Source organism: Streptomyces sp. NPDC088725 (assembly GCF_044751305.1).
Lineage (GTDB): Bacteria > Actinomycetota > Actinomycetes > Streptomycetales > Streptomycetaceae > Streptomyces.
In genome coordinates this window covers 293,356-307,957 of record NZ_JBIVLO010000003.1, presented here as the reverse complement: position 1 = coordinate 307,957, position 14,602 = coordinate 293,356, and the positions used below count along the sequence as shown (strand labels likewise).

Annotated in this window: 14 protein-coding genes and 2 pseudogenes; 12 read left to right on the top strand and 4 right to left on the bottom strand. The window is 70.0% G+C overall.

Annotation, left to right across the window (positions count from 1 at the left end; all coding sequences use genetic code 11):
- Positions 1-21: 21 nt before the first annotated feature.
- The 10 genes from ACIP6N_RS08430 to ACIP6N_RS08385 all read left to right on the top strand — a co-directional run bounded on the left by ACIP6N_RS08430 (position 22) and on the right by ACIP6N_RS08385 (position 11,048).
- Entirely contained in the window at positions 22-789 is a 768-nt protein-coding gene (locus ACIP6N_RS08430; protein ID WP_401813907.1) for a DUF3017 domain-containing protein, read from the top strand.
- 379 nt (positions 790-1,168) lie between these two features.
- A complete protein-coding gene (locus ACIP6N_RS08425; protein ID WP_401813905.1) occupies positions 1,169-2,158 on the top strand; it encodes a malate dehydrogenase in 990 nt (329 codons plus the stop codon).
- 121 nt (positions 2,159-2,279) lie between these two features.
- Complete coding sequence (locus ACIP6N_RS08420; RefSeq protein ID WP_365750804.1) at positions 2,280-2,525, top strand: helix-turn-helix transcriptional regulator; 246 nt, start codon at positions 2,280-2,282, stop codon at positions 2,523-2,525.
- Positions 2,525-3,043 carry a hypothetical protein gene (locus ACIP6N_RS08415; RefSeq protein WP_401813903.1) on the top strand — a complete coding sequence of 173 codons (519 nt, stop codon included), beginning with the start codon at positions 2,525-2,527 and terminating at the stop codon, positions 3,041-3,043. The genes ACIP6N_RS08420 and ACIP6N_RS08415 overlap by 1 nt, the downstream gene beginning before the upstream one ends.
- 71 nt (positions 3,044-3,114) lie before the next feature.
- Entirely contained in the window at positions 3,115-3,591 is a 477-nt protein-coding gene (locus ACIP6N_RS08410; RefSeq protein WP_401813902.1) for a DUF5990 family protein, read from the top strand.
- A 287-nt stretch (positions 3,592-3,878) separates the two neighbouring features.
- Positions 3,879-5,381 (top strand): aldehyde dehydrogenase family protein, encoded by a 1,503-nt coding sequence (locus ACIP6N_RS08405; RefSeq protein WP_401813901.1) that lies wholly within the window; start codon positions 3,879-3,881, stop codon positions 5,379-5,381.
- A gap of 62 nt (positions 5,382-5,443) precedes the next feature.
- Positions 5,444-6,973: a GMC family oxidoreductase gene (locus tag ACIP6N_RS08400; protein ID WP_401813899.1), complete on the top strand. Its 1,530-nt coding sequence runs from the start codon at positions 5,444-5,446 to the stop codon at positions 6,971-6,973.
- Between the two features lie 4 nt (positions 6,974-6,977).
- Complete coding sequence (locus ACIP6N_RS08395; RefSeq protein WP_401813898.1) at positions 6,978-8,114, top strand: glycine betaine/L-proline ABC transporter ATP-binding protein; 1,137 nt, start codon at positions 6,978-6,980, stop codon at positions 8,112-8,114.
- A complete protein-coding gene (locus ACIP6N_RS08390) occupies positions 8,114-10,081 on the top strand; it encodes an ABC transporter permease (RefSeq protein WP_401813896.1) in 1,968 nt (655 codons plus the stop codon). Before ACIP6N_RS08395 ends, ACIP6N_RS08390 begins: the two co-directional genes overlap by 1 nt.
- Before the next feature lies 1 nt (position 10,082).
- Entirely contained in the window at positions 10,083-11,048 is a 966-nt protein-coding gene (locus tag ACIP6N_RS08385; RefSeq protein WP_401813894.1) for an ABC transporter substrate-binding protein, read from the top strand.
- Between the two features lie 193 nt (positions 11,049-11,241).
- Here ACIP6N_RS08385 and ACIP6N_RS08380 read toward each other — a convergent pair.
- Positions 11,242-11,343 (bottom strand): annotated as a pseudogene (locus ACIP6N_RS08380) (carboxymuconolactone decarboxylase family protein); the annotation flags it as partial.
- On the opposite strand from ACIP6N_RS08380, the pseudogene ACIP6N_RS08375 reads away from it, so the two are divergent.
- Together ACIP6N_RS08375 and ACIP6N_RS08370 are read left to right on the top strand one after the other, a co-directional pair.
- Positions 11,329-11,616: pseudogene (locus ACIP6N_RS08375) on the top strand (PLP-dependent aminotransferase family protein); the annotation flags it as partial. The pseudogenes ACIP6N_RS08380 and ACIP6N_RS08375 sit on opposite strands and share 15 nt — an antisense overlap.
- Before the next feature lie 161 nt (positions 11,617-11,777).
- Positions 11,778-12,365, top strand: a complete 588-nt coding sequence (locus tag ACIP6N_RS08370) for a dihydrofolate reductase family protein (RefSeq protein ID WP_401813892.1) — start codon at positions 11,778-11,780, stop codon at positions 12,363-12,365.
- A 177-nt stretch (positions 12,366-12,542) separates the two neighbouring features.
- On the opposite strand, the gene ACIP6N_RS08365 is transcribed toward ACIP6N_RS08370, so the two are convergent.
- The 3 genes from ACIP6N_RS08365 to ACIP6N_RS08355 form a co-directional block, all read right to left on the bottom strand.
- Complete coding sequence (locus ACIP6N_RS08365) at positions 12,543-12,824, bottom strand: hypothetical protein (RefSeq protein WP_401813891.1); 282 nt, start codon at positions 12,822-12,824, stop codon at positions 12,543-12,545.
- A complete protein-coding gene (locus tag ACIP6N_RS08360; RefSeq protein ID WP_401813889.1) occupies positions 12,821-13,309 on the bottom strand; it encodes a hypothetical protein in 489 nt (162 codons plus the stop codon). The genes ACIP6N_RS08365 and ACIP6N_RS08360 overlap by 4 nt, the downstream gene beginning before the upstream one ends.
- Positions 13,310-13,424: 115 nt before the next feature.
- Positions 13,425-14,594 carry a helix-turn-helix domain-containing protein gene (locus ACIP6N_RS08355; RefSeq protein ID WP_401813888.1) on the bottom strand — a complete coding sequence of 390 codons (1,170 nt, stop codon included), beginning with the start codon at positions 14,592-14,594 and terminating at the stop codon, positions 13,425-13,427.
- Positions 14,595-14,602: the final 8 nt, after the last annotated feature.

The following is a 14,602-nucleotide window of genomic DNA, read 5'->3' as shown; positions in this document are numbered from 1 at the left end:
ACGAACCGGAAAGGGGCACCCATGGGTGCTGGTACGAGCGCGAGCGACGCGGCGAAGTCGTCGGCCGAGTCCGCCGAAATCACCGCTCCCGCTGACGCGGCAGTGTCACCGGGCACCGCTGCCTCACCGGACGCGGCTGTCTCATCGGACGCGGCTGCCCCGGCGGATCCGGCGGTCGTGGCAGACACGGCAGACACGGCAGGCGCCCCGGACACAGAGGACACCGCACATGCCGAGAACACCGTGCCCGCCGCCGACGGCGCGGTGACCGCCGACGCGGAAGGCGCCACGACCGCCGCGTCGGAGGACACCGGTACGACCGGCGACACCGAGGCCGCCGCCGCGATCACCGCCACGGAAGACACCGCGGTCGCGGCGGACCCCGACGCCCGCATAGACGCCGATCCGGAGGTCGTCACCCAGAGCACCGCGCGCCCCGAGGGCGGCGGTCGCGCGGCCACCGGCGACGCCCCGGCACCGGCCAGGCAGTGGCCGCTGCTCAGCGTGCTCGGCACGACGGGCCTCGGCCTGCTGATCGTCGGCCTGCACCCCTTCGACGAGGCGTTCCGCATCGGCACGATCCTGATCGGCCTCGCCCTGATCGGCGGCGCGGTGCTGCGGCGGATGGTGCCGTCGGTGGGCATGCTGGCGGTGCGGTCACGCTTCACCGACATGATCACGTACGGCCTGCTCGGCGTCATGATCGTGCTGCTCTCGCTGATGACGCAGCCGAAGCCCTGGCTGGAGATCCCGTTCCTGGAGGACGTGGTCCACTCGACGGTCCCGTAATCCGGCGGCCGTGAGCCGAGCTGACGACGGCGCCCGTCCTCTCCCCCGGGGGAGGACGGGCGCCGTCCGTTCGTGGCGGTGCCTCTCGCGCACGGCCTCGTGAATACGCCTGTGGGGCGCGGGAGTTGCCTGAGGCCTGTGGGACGCGGGTGGTCATTTCAGCACGGCGTGAGCGGCCGGTGATGGATATGCCACTTCCTGCGGCGCGACCCGTACGGCGGCCCCGCAGCCGTGAGGGCTCCCGGGTCGGATAGCCTGATCGCCGGATATCTCTTCACGTCAAGATTCGGTTCCGCGATCCGGACGCCGGCGCTGACGCACGGAGACGTCCCGCACCAGGGGAGGGACCCCCACCACCAGCTGTCTTACGGAGATCGCCATGACCCGCACTCCCGTGAATGTCACCGTGACCGGCGCGGCCGGCCAGATCGGCTACGCGCTGCTCTTCCGCATCGCATCCGGTCATCTGCTCGGCGCGGACGTGCCGGTCAAGCTGCGACTCCTTGAGATCCCGCAGGGCCTCAAGGCCGCCGAGGGCACCGCGATGGAGCTGGACGACAGCGCCTTCCCGCTGCTCCAGGGCATCGAGATCACGGACAACCCGAACGTCGGCTTCGACGGCGCCAACGTGGCCCTGCTGGTCGGTGCCCGCCCCCGCACGAAGGGCATGGAGCGCGGTGACCTGCTCTCCGCCAACGGTGGCATCTTCAAGCCGCAGGGCAAGGCCATCAACGACAACGCGGCGGACGACATCAAGGTCCTCGTCGTCGGCAACCCGGCCAACACGAACGCGCTGATCGCCCGCGCCGCCGCCCCGGACGTCCCGGCCGAGCGCTTCACCGCGATGACGCGCCTCGACCACAACCGCGCGATCTCGCAGCTCGCGCAGAAGACCGGCGCCGCGGTCTCCGACATCAAGCGCCTGACCATCTGGGGCAACCACTCCGCCACCCAGTACCCGGACATCTTCCACGCGGAGATCGCCGGCAAGAACGCCGCGGAGACGGTGAACGACCAGGCATGGCTGGCCGACACCTTCATCCCGACCGTCGCCAAGCGCGGCGCCGCGATCATCGAGGCGCGCGGCGCCTCCTCCGCCGCGTCGGCCGCCAACGCCGCTCTCAACCACGTCCACACGTGGGTCAACGGCACCGCCGACGGCGACTGGACCTCCATGGGTGTCGTCTCCGACGGCTCCTACGGTGTGCCGGAGGGCCTGATCTCCTCCTTCCCCGTGACCACGAAGAACGGCACGTACGAGATCGTCCAGGGCCTGGACATCAACGACTTCTCGCGTGCCCGCATCGACGCCTCGGTCCAGGAGCTCAAGGAAGAGCGCGACGCCGTCCGCGAACTCGGCCTGATCTGACCCGAACCGCTCAACACAAGCGCCCCCGACGGTCGTTGGGGGCGCTTGTCGTTTTCCGCCCGCGCGTTTCCCCTCGCCCATCCTGTTGTGTGACTGCTCTCCGATGTAGTACTTCTTATACATGAGCGAGCAGGTGCACAACAGGCTGGCGGTTGTCAGGGCGGAACGGAAGGTCTCCCGGCAGCAGTTGGCCGAGGCGGTCGGGGCGCACTACCAGACCGTGGGGTACATCGAGCGGGGGCAGTACAACCCGAGCCTCGATCTGGCGTTGCGGATCGCGGAGTTCTTCGGTCTCCCGGTGGAGGCGCTGTTCTCCCTCGAACCCTTCAGCCCGCTCACGGACGAGGTCTACGGGAGGAAGCAGTGATGGCCGCGCAGCAGCTACGGCAACCGACGAGGTACGACCGGCGCATGTACGCGCTGATGAACAGGCGTGAGGGGAAGGCCTTCTACGCCACGGCCGCCCGCAGGCGTGCCACCGTCTGCGCGCACATCGCGCTGAGCGCCGTCGCCGTGGCGGCCTGGATCGCGGCGGTCTTCTCCGACCGGATGTGGCCCCTCTGGGTACTGGCCGCGGCGGTGCTGCCGTGGTGCGTCGCGACGGGCGCGATCAACGCGGCCACCCGCGGTCTGCTGGAACTGCGGGGCCGCGTGCTGGACGAGCGCCAACTCACCGAGCGCGACCGGGTGCTGGCCCGCGCCCACCGGGTGACGCTGATCCTGCTGCTGGCTGCCGCGCTGGTGACCGGCGGGATCGGCTGGCTCGGAGGCGAGCGGGTGGACGGGCTGATCGCGCCCGTGCTGGTCGCCGTCCTGACCGTGCACTGGCTGATGCCGCACTGGGTGGCGGGTCTGCTGGTACGTGGCGAGCCCGCTGACGAGTAGTCGGGCGAGGTGGATTCCGAGTCCCCTCCGGACGGGGGCCGAGGGGGCTCGGAAGGGGGGCTGGTGCGGGTATGGGTGATGATGGGCGGATGCTGATCCGTATCGAAGTCTCCGATCTGCCCGGACGCGTCATCGGTCCTGGACCCACCTTCGACGGGGTCGGCAACCTGCATGTGGGGGTCCAGCGCAAGGACGCGCCCGACGACGTACTCGATCCGCAGCCGGGAGACGCCGATGCGGCCGCGTGGACGCTGGAGTGCGACGCCACCGCCGGGCCCGAGGGGATCGACATCTCGGGCCGGTACGTACAGAACCGTTTCGGCGGGCGGTTCGTGTACCTCTCCTGGGGCACCGTGGACGAGAGCGGTGTCTTCACGATGTTCCGCAGGGCGAAGCTGATGTTCGGCTCCATCGCCCCGGAGGTGGTCGAGGCCGCCACACGCACGGGATGCCTGACGGCGAGGCTGCGGCTCACCGACGCCGACGGTCATCCGCTGTGCGGGGCGGTACGCCCGCCCCTGGTCGAGTGGTCGGCCACCCCGCGCTGACCGCGCCGAGGACGCCGCCTTCGTCAACCCGGACGGCGCTCACGGCGGCGTTGTGCTGAAGGCCACATCGTCGGACCAGCGCCTGTCGATCACCGGGAACAGCCGTTCCCTCAGCTGCGATCCGCCCGCTGGAGCCGCGGCCGCCTTCATCCGGCAGACCACGGACTCTGGTCAAGGGGCAGTTTTCGGCAGTCGGACACGCATGCTTTCCGCCAACCGGGGCAGGCGCGGGAATCGCCAGTTGTTGCTGGTGGAGTCCGTTCCTGGAGTGGAAGGCGTTACCCGACGTGTCGGCACAACAGACCATTCATGTGGGCGGAGAATGGCGCGAAGCCATCTCCGGTGCCACGCGTGACATCCTCGACCCCGCCGACGCCACGGTCCTCGCCGTCGTATCGGAGGGCGCGGCCGAGGACGCCGACGCCGCGATAGCCGCCGCGCGTGAGGCGTTCGACTCGGGGCCCTGGCCCCGTACCCCCGTCGCCGAGCGCGCCGGGGTGCTGCGGCGCACCGCCGACCTGCTGATCCGCAACCGCGAGAAGATCGCGCTGCTGGAGAGCCAGGACTCGGGCAAGACGCTCGAAGAGGGCCGCGTCGACGTCGACTGCGTCGCCGACGCCTTCCGCTACTTCGCCGACCTCGTCATGAACGAGAGCGGCGGCCGGGTCGTCGACGCGGGCTCGGACACCGTGCACAGCGTGGTCGTGCATGAGCCGGTCGGCGTCTGCGCGCTGATCACTCCGTGGAACTACCCTCTCCTTCAGGCCAGTTGGAAGATCGCCCCGGCGCTCGCCGCGGGCAACACCTTCGTGATCAAGCCGAGCGAGATCACCCCCCTCTCCACCGTCGACCTCATCGACCTGCTCGGCGAGGCCGGACTTCCGCCCGGCGTCGCCAATCTGGTCACCGGCGCGGGCGACCAGGTCGGCGCCCGGATGTCCGAACACCCCGGCGTGGACCTCGTCTCCTTCACCGGCGGACTGAGCAGCGGTACGAAGGTGATGCAGGCGGCCGCCCCCGGCGTGAAGAAGGTCGCCCTCGAACTCGGCGGCAAGAACCCGAACGTCGTCTTCGCCGACGCCTGCGCCACCGAAGAGGGCTTCGACACCGCCGTCGACCAGGCGCTGAACGCGGCCTTCATCCACAGCGGCCAGGTCTGCTCCGCCGGCTCGCGCCTGATCATCGAGGAGTCCGTCCGCGAGCGCTTCGTCGCCGAACTCGCCCGCCGCGCCAAGCTGATCAGGCTCGGACGCGGCACGGAGAAGGGCGTGGAGTGCGGACCGCTCGTCTCCGCCCAGCAGTTGGCGAAGACCGAGGAGTACGTCGCCTCCGCGCTCGCCGAGGGCGCCGTACCGCGCTCGGGCGGCAAGCGCCCCGAGCCGTCCGAAGTCCGCCCGGGTGAGGGCTACTTCTACGAGCCGACCGTCCTCGACCAGTGCCACCGCGAGATGCGCGTCGTACGGGAAGAGGTCTTCGGCCCCGTACTGACGGTCGAGACCTTCCGTACCGAGGACGAGGCCGTCGCACTCGCCAATGACACCGAGTACGGCCTCGCCGGCGGCGTGTGGAGCGCCGACCCCGGGCGCGCGCGCCGCGTCGCGGGCCGGCTGCGGCACGGCACCGTATGGATCAACGACTTCCACCCCTACCTGCCGCAGGCGGAGTGGGGCGGCTTCGGGAAGTCCGGCATCGGACGCGAACTGGGGCCCGCGGGTCTCGCCGAATACCGCGAGGCCAAGCACATCTACCAGAACCTCGAACCGAGCCCGGTGCGCTGGTTCGCCGGCTGACTCGTACAACCCCCCTCACGCGCAAGAACTTTGCACGCCTCCAGAACAGGAGCAGAACACCTATGGCCGAGTACGACTATGTCGTCGTCGGCGGCGGTACCGCAGGATCGGTGATCGCCTCCCGCCTCACCGAGAACCCGGACGTCACCGTCGCCGTCATCGAAGGCGGCCCCACCGACATCGACCGCCCCGACGTACTGACGCTGCGCCGCTGGATGGGACTGCTCGGCGGCGAACTCGACTACGACTACCCGACGACGGAGCAGCCGCGCGGCAACTCCCACATCCGGCACAGCAGGGCCCGGGTACTCGGCGGCTGCTCCTCCCACAACACCCTCATCGCCTTCAAACCGCTGCCGTCCGACTGGGACGAGTGGGCCGCCGCCGGGGCCGAGGGCTGGGACGCCGCGTCGATGGACCCGTACTTCGGCAAGCTGCGCAACAACATCGTGCCGGTGGACGAGCTGGACCGTAACGCCATCGCCCGCGACTTCGTCGACGCCGCGAAGGGCGCGCTCGGCGTGCCGCGCGTCGACTCCTTCAACAAGCAGCCCTTCCACGAAGGCGCCGGTTTCTTCGACCTCGCGTACCACCCGGAGACCAACAAGCGGTCCTCCGCTTCCGTCGCGTACCTCCACCCCTTCCTCGACCGGCCCAACCTCCATCTGCTGCTGGAGACCTGGGCGTTCAGGCTGGAACTCGACGGCACCCGCGCCACCGGCGTACGGGTCCGTACGAAGGACGGCGAGGAGCAGCTGATCGAGGCGCGCCGCGAAGTCGTCGTCTGCGCGGGCGCGGTGGACACCCCGAGGCTGCTGCTGCACTCCGGCATCGGCCCGCGCGCCGACCTGGAGAAGCTGGGCATCCCCGTCGTCCACGACCTGCCGGGCGTCGGCGAGAACCTGCTCGACCACCCCGAGTCGGTGATCGTCTGGGAGACGGAACGACCGATCCCGGACAACTCGGCGATGGACTCGGACGCGGGACTCTTCGTCCGGCGTGATCCCTCGATCGAGGGCCCCGACCTGATGTTCCACTTCTACCAGATCCCGTTCACCGACAATCCGGAGCGGCTGGGCTACGAACGCCCTGAGCACGGCGTGTCGATGACCCCGAACATCCCCAAGCCCCGCAGTCGCGGCCGTCTTTACCTCACCAGCGCGGACCCCGAGGTCAAACCCGCCCTGGATTTCCGCTACTTCACGGACGAGGACGACTACGACGGCAAGACCCTCGTCGACGGCATCAAGATCGCCCGCCGTATCGCCGAGGCCGAACCGCTCGCCCCCTGGCTCAAGCGCGAGGTGGCCCCCGGTCCCGACATCACCTCCGACGAGGACCTGAGCGAGTACGCACGTAAGTGCGCGCACACCGTCTACCACCCGGCGGGTACCTGCCGGATGGGTGCCACCAGCGACGAACAAGCCGTGGTCGCACCCGACTTGAAGATCCGTGGTCTCGACTCCGTCCGTATCGCCGACGCGTCGGTCTTCCCGACGATGCCCGCGGTGAACCCGATGATCGGAGTCCTGATGGTCGGGGAGAAATGCGCAGAACTGCTGATCGACGCGGACACCGATGAGAGGGCCTGACCAGATGAGCGTTCCCACCAGCACCGACCTGATCACCGACCGCGACGAAGGAACCGCCGGAGAGCCCGTCTTCTCCGTGCGCAACCTCTGGAAGGTCTTCGGCCCCAAGGCCGACCGCGTCCCCCGCGACCCCGAACTCGCCGCGCTCAGCCCGGAGGAGCTGCGGACCCGCACCGGCTGCACCGCCGCCGTCCACGATGTCTCCTTCGACGTCCGCAAGGGCGAGGTCTTCGTCGTCATGGGCCTCTCCGGCTCGGGCAAGTCCACCCTCGTCCGCTGCCTGACCCGGCTCATCGAGCCGACCGCCGGTGAGGTCGCCATCGACGGCGAGGACGTCCTGTCCATGGACAAGGCCAAGCTGCGCGGACTGCGCCGCCACCGCGCCGCCATGGTCTTCCAGCACTTCGGTCTGCTGCCCCACCGCTCCGTGCTCGACAACGTCGCCTACGGCCTGGAGATCCAGGGCATGCCCCGCGCGGAACGCCGGGCGCGGGCCGCCGAAGTGGTCGAGAAGGTCGGTCTCGGCGGCATGGAGAACCGCCGTCCCGGCCAGCTCTCCGGTGGCCAGCAGCAGCGCGTCGGCCTTGCGCGCGCGCTCGCGGTCGACCCTCAAGTCCTGCTGTTCGACGAGCCGTTCAGCGCCCTCGACCCGCTGATCCGGCGCGACATGCAGGAGGAGGTCATCCGGCTGCACCACGAAGAGGGCCGCACGATGGTCTTCATCACGCATGACCTGAACGAGGCGCTGCGGCTGGGCGACCGGATCGCGCTCATGCGCGACGGCCGCATCGTGCAACTCGGCACCCCGGAAGAGATCGTGGGCCGGCCGGCCGACGCGTACGTACGCGACTTCGTCCGTGACGTTCCGCGCGAGCAGGTCATCACCGTCGGCGCCGCCATGCGCCGCACGGTGTCGGGTGACGCCGAGTCCGGGCCCGCGCTCGCGCCGTCCGCGACCGTCGCCGAGGCGATCGAGGCGGTGGCACGCTCCGGCGACGCCTCGGCCCGCGTCGTCAAGGGCGGCCGGATGGTCGGAGTGGTCGACCGCGAGTGCCTGCTCGGTGTGGTGGCCGGAACCGGCGGCCTGGAGCCGCCACCGGACGCGAAGGTGGGAGCGGGGGCCGGGAAGGCGGTCATCTGATGGCAACCGCCACCGCTTCCTCGTCCGTCGAGCGCGGCGCACTCGCCGGCGCGCTCAAAAGCCGCACACTCGGCAAGCTGCTGCTGCTCGCCGTGTTCGCGGCCGTCCTCATCCCGCTCGCCGTCACCCGCTGGTCGGGTACGGCCTGGCCGGACGCGCTGACCGTCGATGTGTCGGGGCCGCTCGGCAACGCCAGCGACTGGATCATCGACAACCGCGACAGCCACCCGCTCTTCCTCTACTTCTTCGGCTACATCAGCAACGGCGTCGTGCTCTCCGTGCGCGGTGTCTACCTCCTGCTGCTCGGCGCCGGCTGGGCCGGGGTCACCGCCGCGGCCGGGCTGATCGCCTGGCGCGTCGCGGGCATCCGGCTCGCCCTCACCGCGGCCGTGTCGTTCGCGGTCTGCGGGCTGCTCGGCATGTGGGTGCCGACGATGCAGACGCTCGCCCTGATGATCGTCGCCGTCGTCGTGTCCGTGGTGATCGGCGCGGTGCTCGGCCTCGCCGGGGGACTCTCCGACCGGCTCTACCGCGCGATGCGCCCGCTGCTCGACACCATGCAGGTGCTGCCCGCGTTCGCCTACCTGCTGCCGGTGGTCCTGATCTTCGGCATCGGCGTTCCCGCGGCGGTCCTCGCGACCGTCGTGTACGCGGCCCCGCCCATGGCCAGGCTCACCGCGCTCGGCCTGCGCGACGCCGACGGCGGTGTGATGGAGGCCGTCGCCTCGCTCGGCGCGACCGGCCGCCAGCGGCTGTTCAGCGCCCGCCTGCCGCTCGCCCGCAAGGAACTGCTGCTCGGCCTCAACCAGACCATCATGATGGCCCTTTCGATGGCCGTCATCGCGTCCGTGATCGGCGCGGGCGGCCTCGGCGACCGCGTCTACCAGGCGCTGGCCTCCGTCGACGTCGGCGCGGCCCTGGCCGCCGGACTGCCGATCGTGCTGCTCGCCGTGGTGCTCGACCGTACGACGGCCGCGGCCGGCGCCGGTACGGGCGGCGAGCGCGGCGGTCTGCGCGGCAGCCGCCTCGGCTGGGCCGTGGTGGCCATCGTGACCGCTGTCGTGGCGGTGGCGGGACGTATGGCCGGCCGGCTCAACTGGCCGGACAGCTGGATCGTCCAGATCGCCGACCCCGTCAACAGCGCGGTCGACTGGATGACCGACCACCTCTACTCCGGCGTCCCCGTCCTCGGCGGCACCGCCGACTGGGCCGCGCACTTCACCACCTGGGTCCTCGACCCTCTCCGCAGCGGCCTTCAGGGGCTGCCCTGGTGGTCCGTCCTGCTCGTCGTCGCCGCGCTCGCGCTGCTGATCGGCACCTGGCAGACCGCGCTGACCGCCGTGCTCGCCATGGCCGCGATCGGCGTCCTCGGCGTCTGGGAGCCGTCGCTCGACACACTCTCGCAGGTGCTGGCCGCCGTCGCCGTCACCCTCGTCATCGGCTTCGCGGCGGGCATCACGGCCGCGCGCAGCGCGCGGTTCGAGGCGCTGCTCAGGCCCGTACTCGACGTCTTCCAGACCCTGCCGCAGTTCGTCTATCTCATCCCGGTGGTCGCGCTGTTCGGAGTCGGACGCGCTCCGGCGGTCGCCGCCGCCGTGGTGTACGCGCTGCCCGCCGTCGTCCGTATCACCACGCAGGGACTGCGCCAGGTGGATGCGTCGGCGCTGGAGTCCGCCCGCTCGCTCGGCGCGACCAGCACGCAGCAACTGCGCCAGGTCCAGCTGCCGTTGGCGGGACCCGCGCTGCGGCTCGCGCTCAACCAGGGTGTCGTCCTCGTACTCGCCGTGGTCATCATCGGCGGACTCGTCGGCGGTGGAGCGCTCGGCTACGACGTCGTCTTCGGCCTGGCCCAGGGCGACTTGGCGACAGGTCTGGTCGCGGGTGCGGCCATCGTCTGCCTCGGCCTGATGCTCGACCGGGTCACGCAGCCGACCGAACGCCGTGACAGTAAAAGGAAGGCGGCCTGACATGGCCCGTACCCGTACGTACCTGACCGTGCTCACCGCCCTCGGACTGCTCGCGGTGACCGGTTGCGGCGCCGCCGACATGACCAAGCAGGCGTCCCCGTACGCCAACGCCCAGGGCTCGAAGACCGTCACGCTGTCCGTCCAGTCCTGGGTCGGCGCACAGGCCAACACCGCAGTGGTGACCTACCTGTTGGAGCACGAACTCGGCTACCGCGTCGACACCGTCCAGGTCGACGAGGTCCCGGCGTGGGACGCGCTCAGCCAGGGCCGCGTCGACGCGATCCTGGAGGACTGGGGCCACCCGGACCAGGAACAGCGCTACATCACCGACAAGAAGACGATCCAGCGGGCCGGAGACCTCGGCGTGACCGGCCACATCGGCTGGTTCGTACCGACGTACTTCGCGAAGCAGCACCCGGACGTCACCGACTGGCACAACCTCGACAAGTACGCGGACCAGCTCCGTACCGCCGAGAGCGGCGACAAGGGCCAGCTGATCGACGGCTCGCCCTCGTACGTCACCAACGACAAGGCGCTGGTGAAGAACCTGGGGCTGGACTACCAGGTCGTGTTCGCGGGGTCCGAGGCGGCGCAGATCACCCAGATCAAGCAGTTCGCCAAGGCGAAGAAGCCCTTCCTCAGCTACTGGTACAAGCCGCAGTGGCTGTTCGAGAAGGTGCCGATGACCGAGGTGAAGCTGCCCGCGTACAAGGACGGCTGCGACGCGGACCCGGCGAAGGTGAAGTGCGCGTATCCGGTCACGCCGCTGCAGAAGTTCATGAACGCGGACTTCGCGAAGAACGGCGGTGACGCGGCGACGCTCGTGAAGAACTTCCGCTGGACCACGGATGAGCAGAACGAGGTCGCTCTGCTCATCGCCGACCAGGGTCTCTCGTCGGAGGAGGCCGCGCGGAAGTGGGTCAAGGAGAACGAGCCGACCTGGAAGAAGTGGCTGCCGAAGAAGTAGGCGTGCGCAGCCGCCGGGGAGTGGTGTGGCCCGCCGCTCGGCCTGCTGAGGCAGGTCAGGCGGACGGGTTCACCACTCCCGCGAGTCCTGCGGCGGTCCGTCGTGCATACGCCGCAGGAAGGGCCCCAAGCGCTTGCTGAGCGCGTCCCCCGTCGTCGGGATCACCGGCGTGCTCATTGCTTGCACGCCGGGATCACTGCGTGAACGCGCCCGGCGTGTAGTGGCCCGGAACCATCCGTGAGGACACCCCGAGGCGGTTCCAGGCGTTGATCGTGGTGATCGCCGCGATCAGCTCGTCCGCACACTGGCGGAGCGCACTCCGGACATCCGCGTGACCGGCATCGCCGCAGGGCTGCACGCCGTACTCGAACTCCCGCCGGGAACAGAGCGCTCGGTGATCGAGGCGGCGGTCTGGCAGGGCCTGGCGGTCATCGGCATGAACGGCTTCCGCCACGCCGACGCGGACGCGCGAGTCCCGGAGAGGGACGCACTGGTCGCCGGTTACGCGACCCCGTCGGACAGCGCCTGGACGGGAGCCCTGGACGCACTGTGCCGCGCGTTGCCGTGAGGGTCTGCCTTGCAGTCCAGCCGAGCCCACCACATCGCGGAGACGTGCGCCGCGATTTCGGCGGCACGCACTCGGACTCGTCCGGGGGAACCCGCGAGCCGCGATGGGCCTGCGGCGTCGGGCGGTCGTACGGTCGAACCCGTCACCGAGGAGGGCTTCTGATGCGCAGCGTGACCTATTCGATGGGTGTCTCACTTGACGGCTACATCGTCGGGCCGGACGGCGATTTCAACTGGACGGCGCCCGACGAGGAGGTCTTTCGCTTCGTCACCGACGAGATGCGAGAGGTCGGCGTCCACCTCCTGGGGCGACGGCTGTACGAGACGATGCTGTACTGGGAGACCGCCGACCAGGATCCGTCGATCGACGACGCAATGCTCGAATGGGCCGCGATCTGGAAGCCGATCCCGAAGGTGGTGTTCTCCACCACTCTGTCGGCGGTGCGGGGTAACGCCCGCCTGGCCTCCGGCGGCCTGGCGGAGGAGATCGAGCGATTGCGAGCCGAGCCGGGTGAGGGCGACATCGCGATCGGCGGCGCGACTCTCGCCGCCGAGGCGGCCGCGCTGGGTCTGATCGACGAGTACCGTCCGAGGATCTCCCCGATGCTGGTCGGCGGCGGCATTCCGTTCTTTCCCCGTCACGAGCGCCGGGTGGATCTCGAACTCGTCGGGACCCGGACTTTCAGTTCGAAGGTCGTCTGCCTCCGTTACCGGGTGGCGCGGCAGGGAGATCCATCAAAAGGTGCTTGAGGCGGCCGCCTGGCAGGGGGCGGCGGTCATCGGCATGAATGGCCCGCGCCCGCGCCCGCGCCGAGGTCGGGGAGCGGGTATCGGAGCGGGACGGCACTGGTCGTCGGATACGTCCGTTGGGCAGCGTTTGGATGGGAGCCCTGGAGGCACTGTGCAGCGCCTTGCCGTGACAAGGCACTACGTCGGCGTACCCAAGAGGTCACCGCGCAGCAGCCGCAGGGCAATTGCCCCGTGGTGGGTGACGCAGGTGAACCACTGCGCCCTGTCGTCGCAGAGGAACAGCACCGCGGGGACGCCGCACACCCAGCACGTCTCGGCGTCGGGGGCCGCGAGGTAGGACTCCCATGCCCGGAGGGCCGGCGGCTCCGACGGTGTTCGAGAGTCGCACACCGGTCGGCGCAGGCACTCGGCGGCGTCGGGGCACAAGGGGAGACGCGCGCAGGAATTGGTGTCCGTCACGGGGTGGCCCCGATCGGTCGGCGGGATACGGGCGGGTCCGCGACATCGGAGCCGGCCGACGGGTAAGCACGCCAGAACGTCATGGCGGTGGCGCGGAAAGCCCGGTGCGAGGGATGCCGTCCGACATGCGTCAGCGCCCACACCTCCGGGCCCACCCGAGTGCCCTCCTCGGTGTCCGACCGCTCGCCGCAGGTCGTGCACTCGGACTGGTAGCGGGGCGCTTGCGGAGCGCCTTTCTCGCCGTCCTGGCGGAGCGTCCACAGCACGGCACGGATGATGGTGCGGGTCGTCATCTCGACTGGGCCTACTGGTCCGTTGTGCGGGTGCTGCCCGAGTTCGGCGGTGGCGTCGGCCACGCCCGCCATGTCCCCGCGCGCCCACGCCTCGGCACGCTGCCTGCCGAGCGCTCCGCACACGTCGCAACCGATCGTCAGCCGCACGTCCACGAGCGGCGGCGCACCCTTCGCGCCCACTGCGAGTGCCACATTCATTCACCCCTGCCTGCCTGAGTGGTTGTCAGGAAAGTGACCCTAGGGAGGGGTATTCGCCTGTGTCTGTGGCACTTCTACTCACTGTCGGTGACAAGTGACACGCGGCGGGTCACACCTGAAGGTGGATGGTGGACGCCATGGCGCGCATGTCCGGGGTGAGTGTGCGCCGTCCGTCGATGATGCGTGTGAGGACCGTGCGGGCGTACGTCTGATTCGGCAGCCACTCCGGGGACGTCGCCTTGATGTCCGCCAACTTCTCGAAGGCTTCCACGTATTGACCGGTCTTGGCGAACGCGTCGGCCACGTCGAGGAAGTGCCTGTTGCGGTTGCTGGACGTCGGCTTGAGCGTGTACGCCGGGATGTTTCCCGCGAGACGCAGGACGATGTCCGGCTTGTCCGCGACAGCCGCGTTCTCGGCGGCTTTGAGCTTGACGGTCGTCGGCCCGAAGGTCCGAAGGTTCTCGTTCTCCGGGGCGTACTCGCGCGACAGCGCGACGGCTGCCGCCCTTGCGTACCTGAGCGCGTCAGCGGCCTGGCCCGCCTGGGAGTTCCGTACGGCCGCCGCCGAAACCCGCAGCAGTGTGAGGCCCCAGGTGCTCAGCTCGGCCGGAGTCGCGCGCGAGATGCGCGGCTCTGTCTCGTCGGCCCACTTGACGGCGAGATCGAGTGCCGTGTCCAGCTTCCCCTGACGCAGGAGCAGCCAGCACTGCGTGTTGACCGTCGCGGCCCCCTCCATACGATCGGCCGCCTCGTCCAACGCGCGTTCCAGCGCGGTCTCGGCCGCGTCGAACTGCCGCGTGTGCACCATGGCGCCCCCGGCCAGTTGCAAAAGCCGGACGCGGACGGCGCGTCCCTCGTCGCCGAGGAGTTCGGCGTCGCGGAGCATCCTCGGCAGCACTTCGGACAGGGCGCTGAACTTGTGGGCTGCGTAGAGCGGCACGGCCGCCGCCAGGTTTCCCCGTACGCCCTCCACCGTCGGCATGTCGTCGTCCGACTCCGGCCCGACCGGCGGCCGTTCAAGCGCGGACCGCACTCCTTCCCAGACGGCGGAGGTCCCCGCGACGGGCCCCTCCTCGCGCGGCCCCCCGGCCAGACGCATGGTGGGAACCCTCAGCGCGACGGCCAGTTTCCGCAGTGTCTCCAGCCGTGCGCTCTCGCGCTCGCCCTGCTCCAGTTTGCGGATGATCGACAGGGAGACCCCCGACGCGGCAGCCAGCTCACGCTGCGTCAGGCCCCTCCGCTTACGGACTTCCTTGACGTGCTTGCCTGCATCGCTCATACCACGAG

Excerpts from the sequence above, each read along its gene's own strand:
- ACIP6N_RS08430 (WP_401813907.1), top strand. The coding sequence starts at position 22 with ATGGGTGCTGGTACGAGCGCGAGCGACGCGGCGAAGTCGTCGGCCGAG.
- ACIP6N_RS08425 (WP_401813905.1), top strand. The coding sequence starts at position 1,169 with ATGACCCGCACTCCCGTGAATGTCACCGTGACCGGCGCGGCCGGCCAG.
- ACIP6N_RS08420 (WP_365750804.1), top strand. The coding sequence starts at position 2,280 with ATGAGCGAGCAGGTGCACAACAGGCTGGCGGTTGTCAGGGCGGAACGG.
- ACIP6N_RS08415 (WP_401813903.1), top strand. The coding sequence starts at position 2,525 with ATGGCCGCGCAGCAGCTACGGCAACCGACGAGGTACGACCGGCGCATG.
- ACIP6N_RS08410 (WP_401813902.1), top strand. The coding sequence starts at position 3,115 with ATGGGTGATGATGGGCGGATGCTGATCCGTATCGAAGTCTCCGATCTG.
- ACIP6N_RS08400 (WP_401813899.1), top strand. The coding sequence starts at position 5,444 with ATGGCCGAGTACGACTATGTCGTCGTCGGCGGCGGTACCGCAGGATCG.
- ACIP6N_RS08395 (WP_401813898.1), top strand. The coding sequence starts at position 6,978 with ATGAGCGTTCCCACCAGCACCGACCTGATCACCGACCGCGACGAAGGA.
- ACIP6N_RS08390 (WP_401813896.1), top strand. The coding sequence starts at position 8,114 with ATGGCAACCGCCACCGCTTCCTCGTCCGTCGAGCGCGGCGCACTCGCC.
- ACIP6N_RS08385 (WP_401813894.1), top strand. The coding sequence starts at position 10,083 with ATGGCCCGTACCCGTACGTACCTGACCGTGCTCACCGCCCTCGGACTG.
- ACIP6N_RS08370 (WP_401813892.1), top strand. The coding sequence starts at position 11,778 with ATGCGCAGCGTGACCTATTCGATGGGTGTCTCACTTGACGGCTACATC.
- ACIP6N_RS08355 (WP_401813888.1), bottom strand. The coding sequence starts at position 14,594 with ATGAGCGATGCAGGCAAGCACGTCAAGGAAGTCCGTAAGCGGAGGGGC.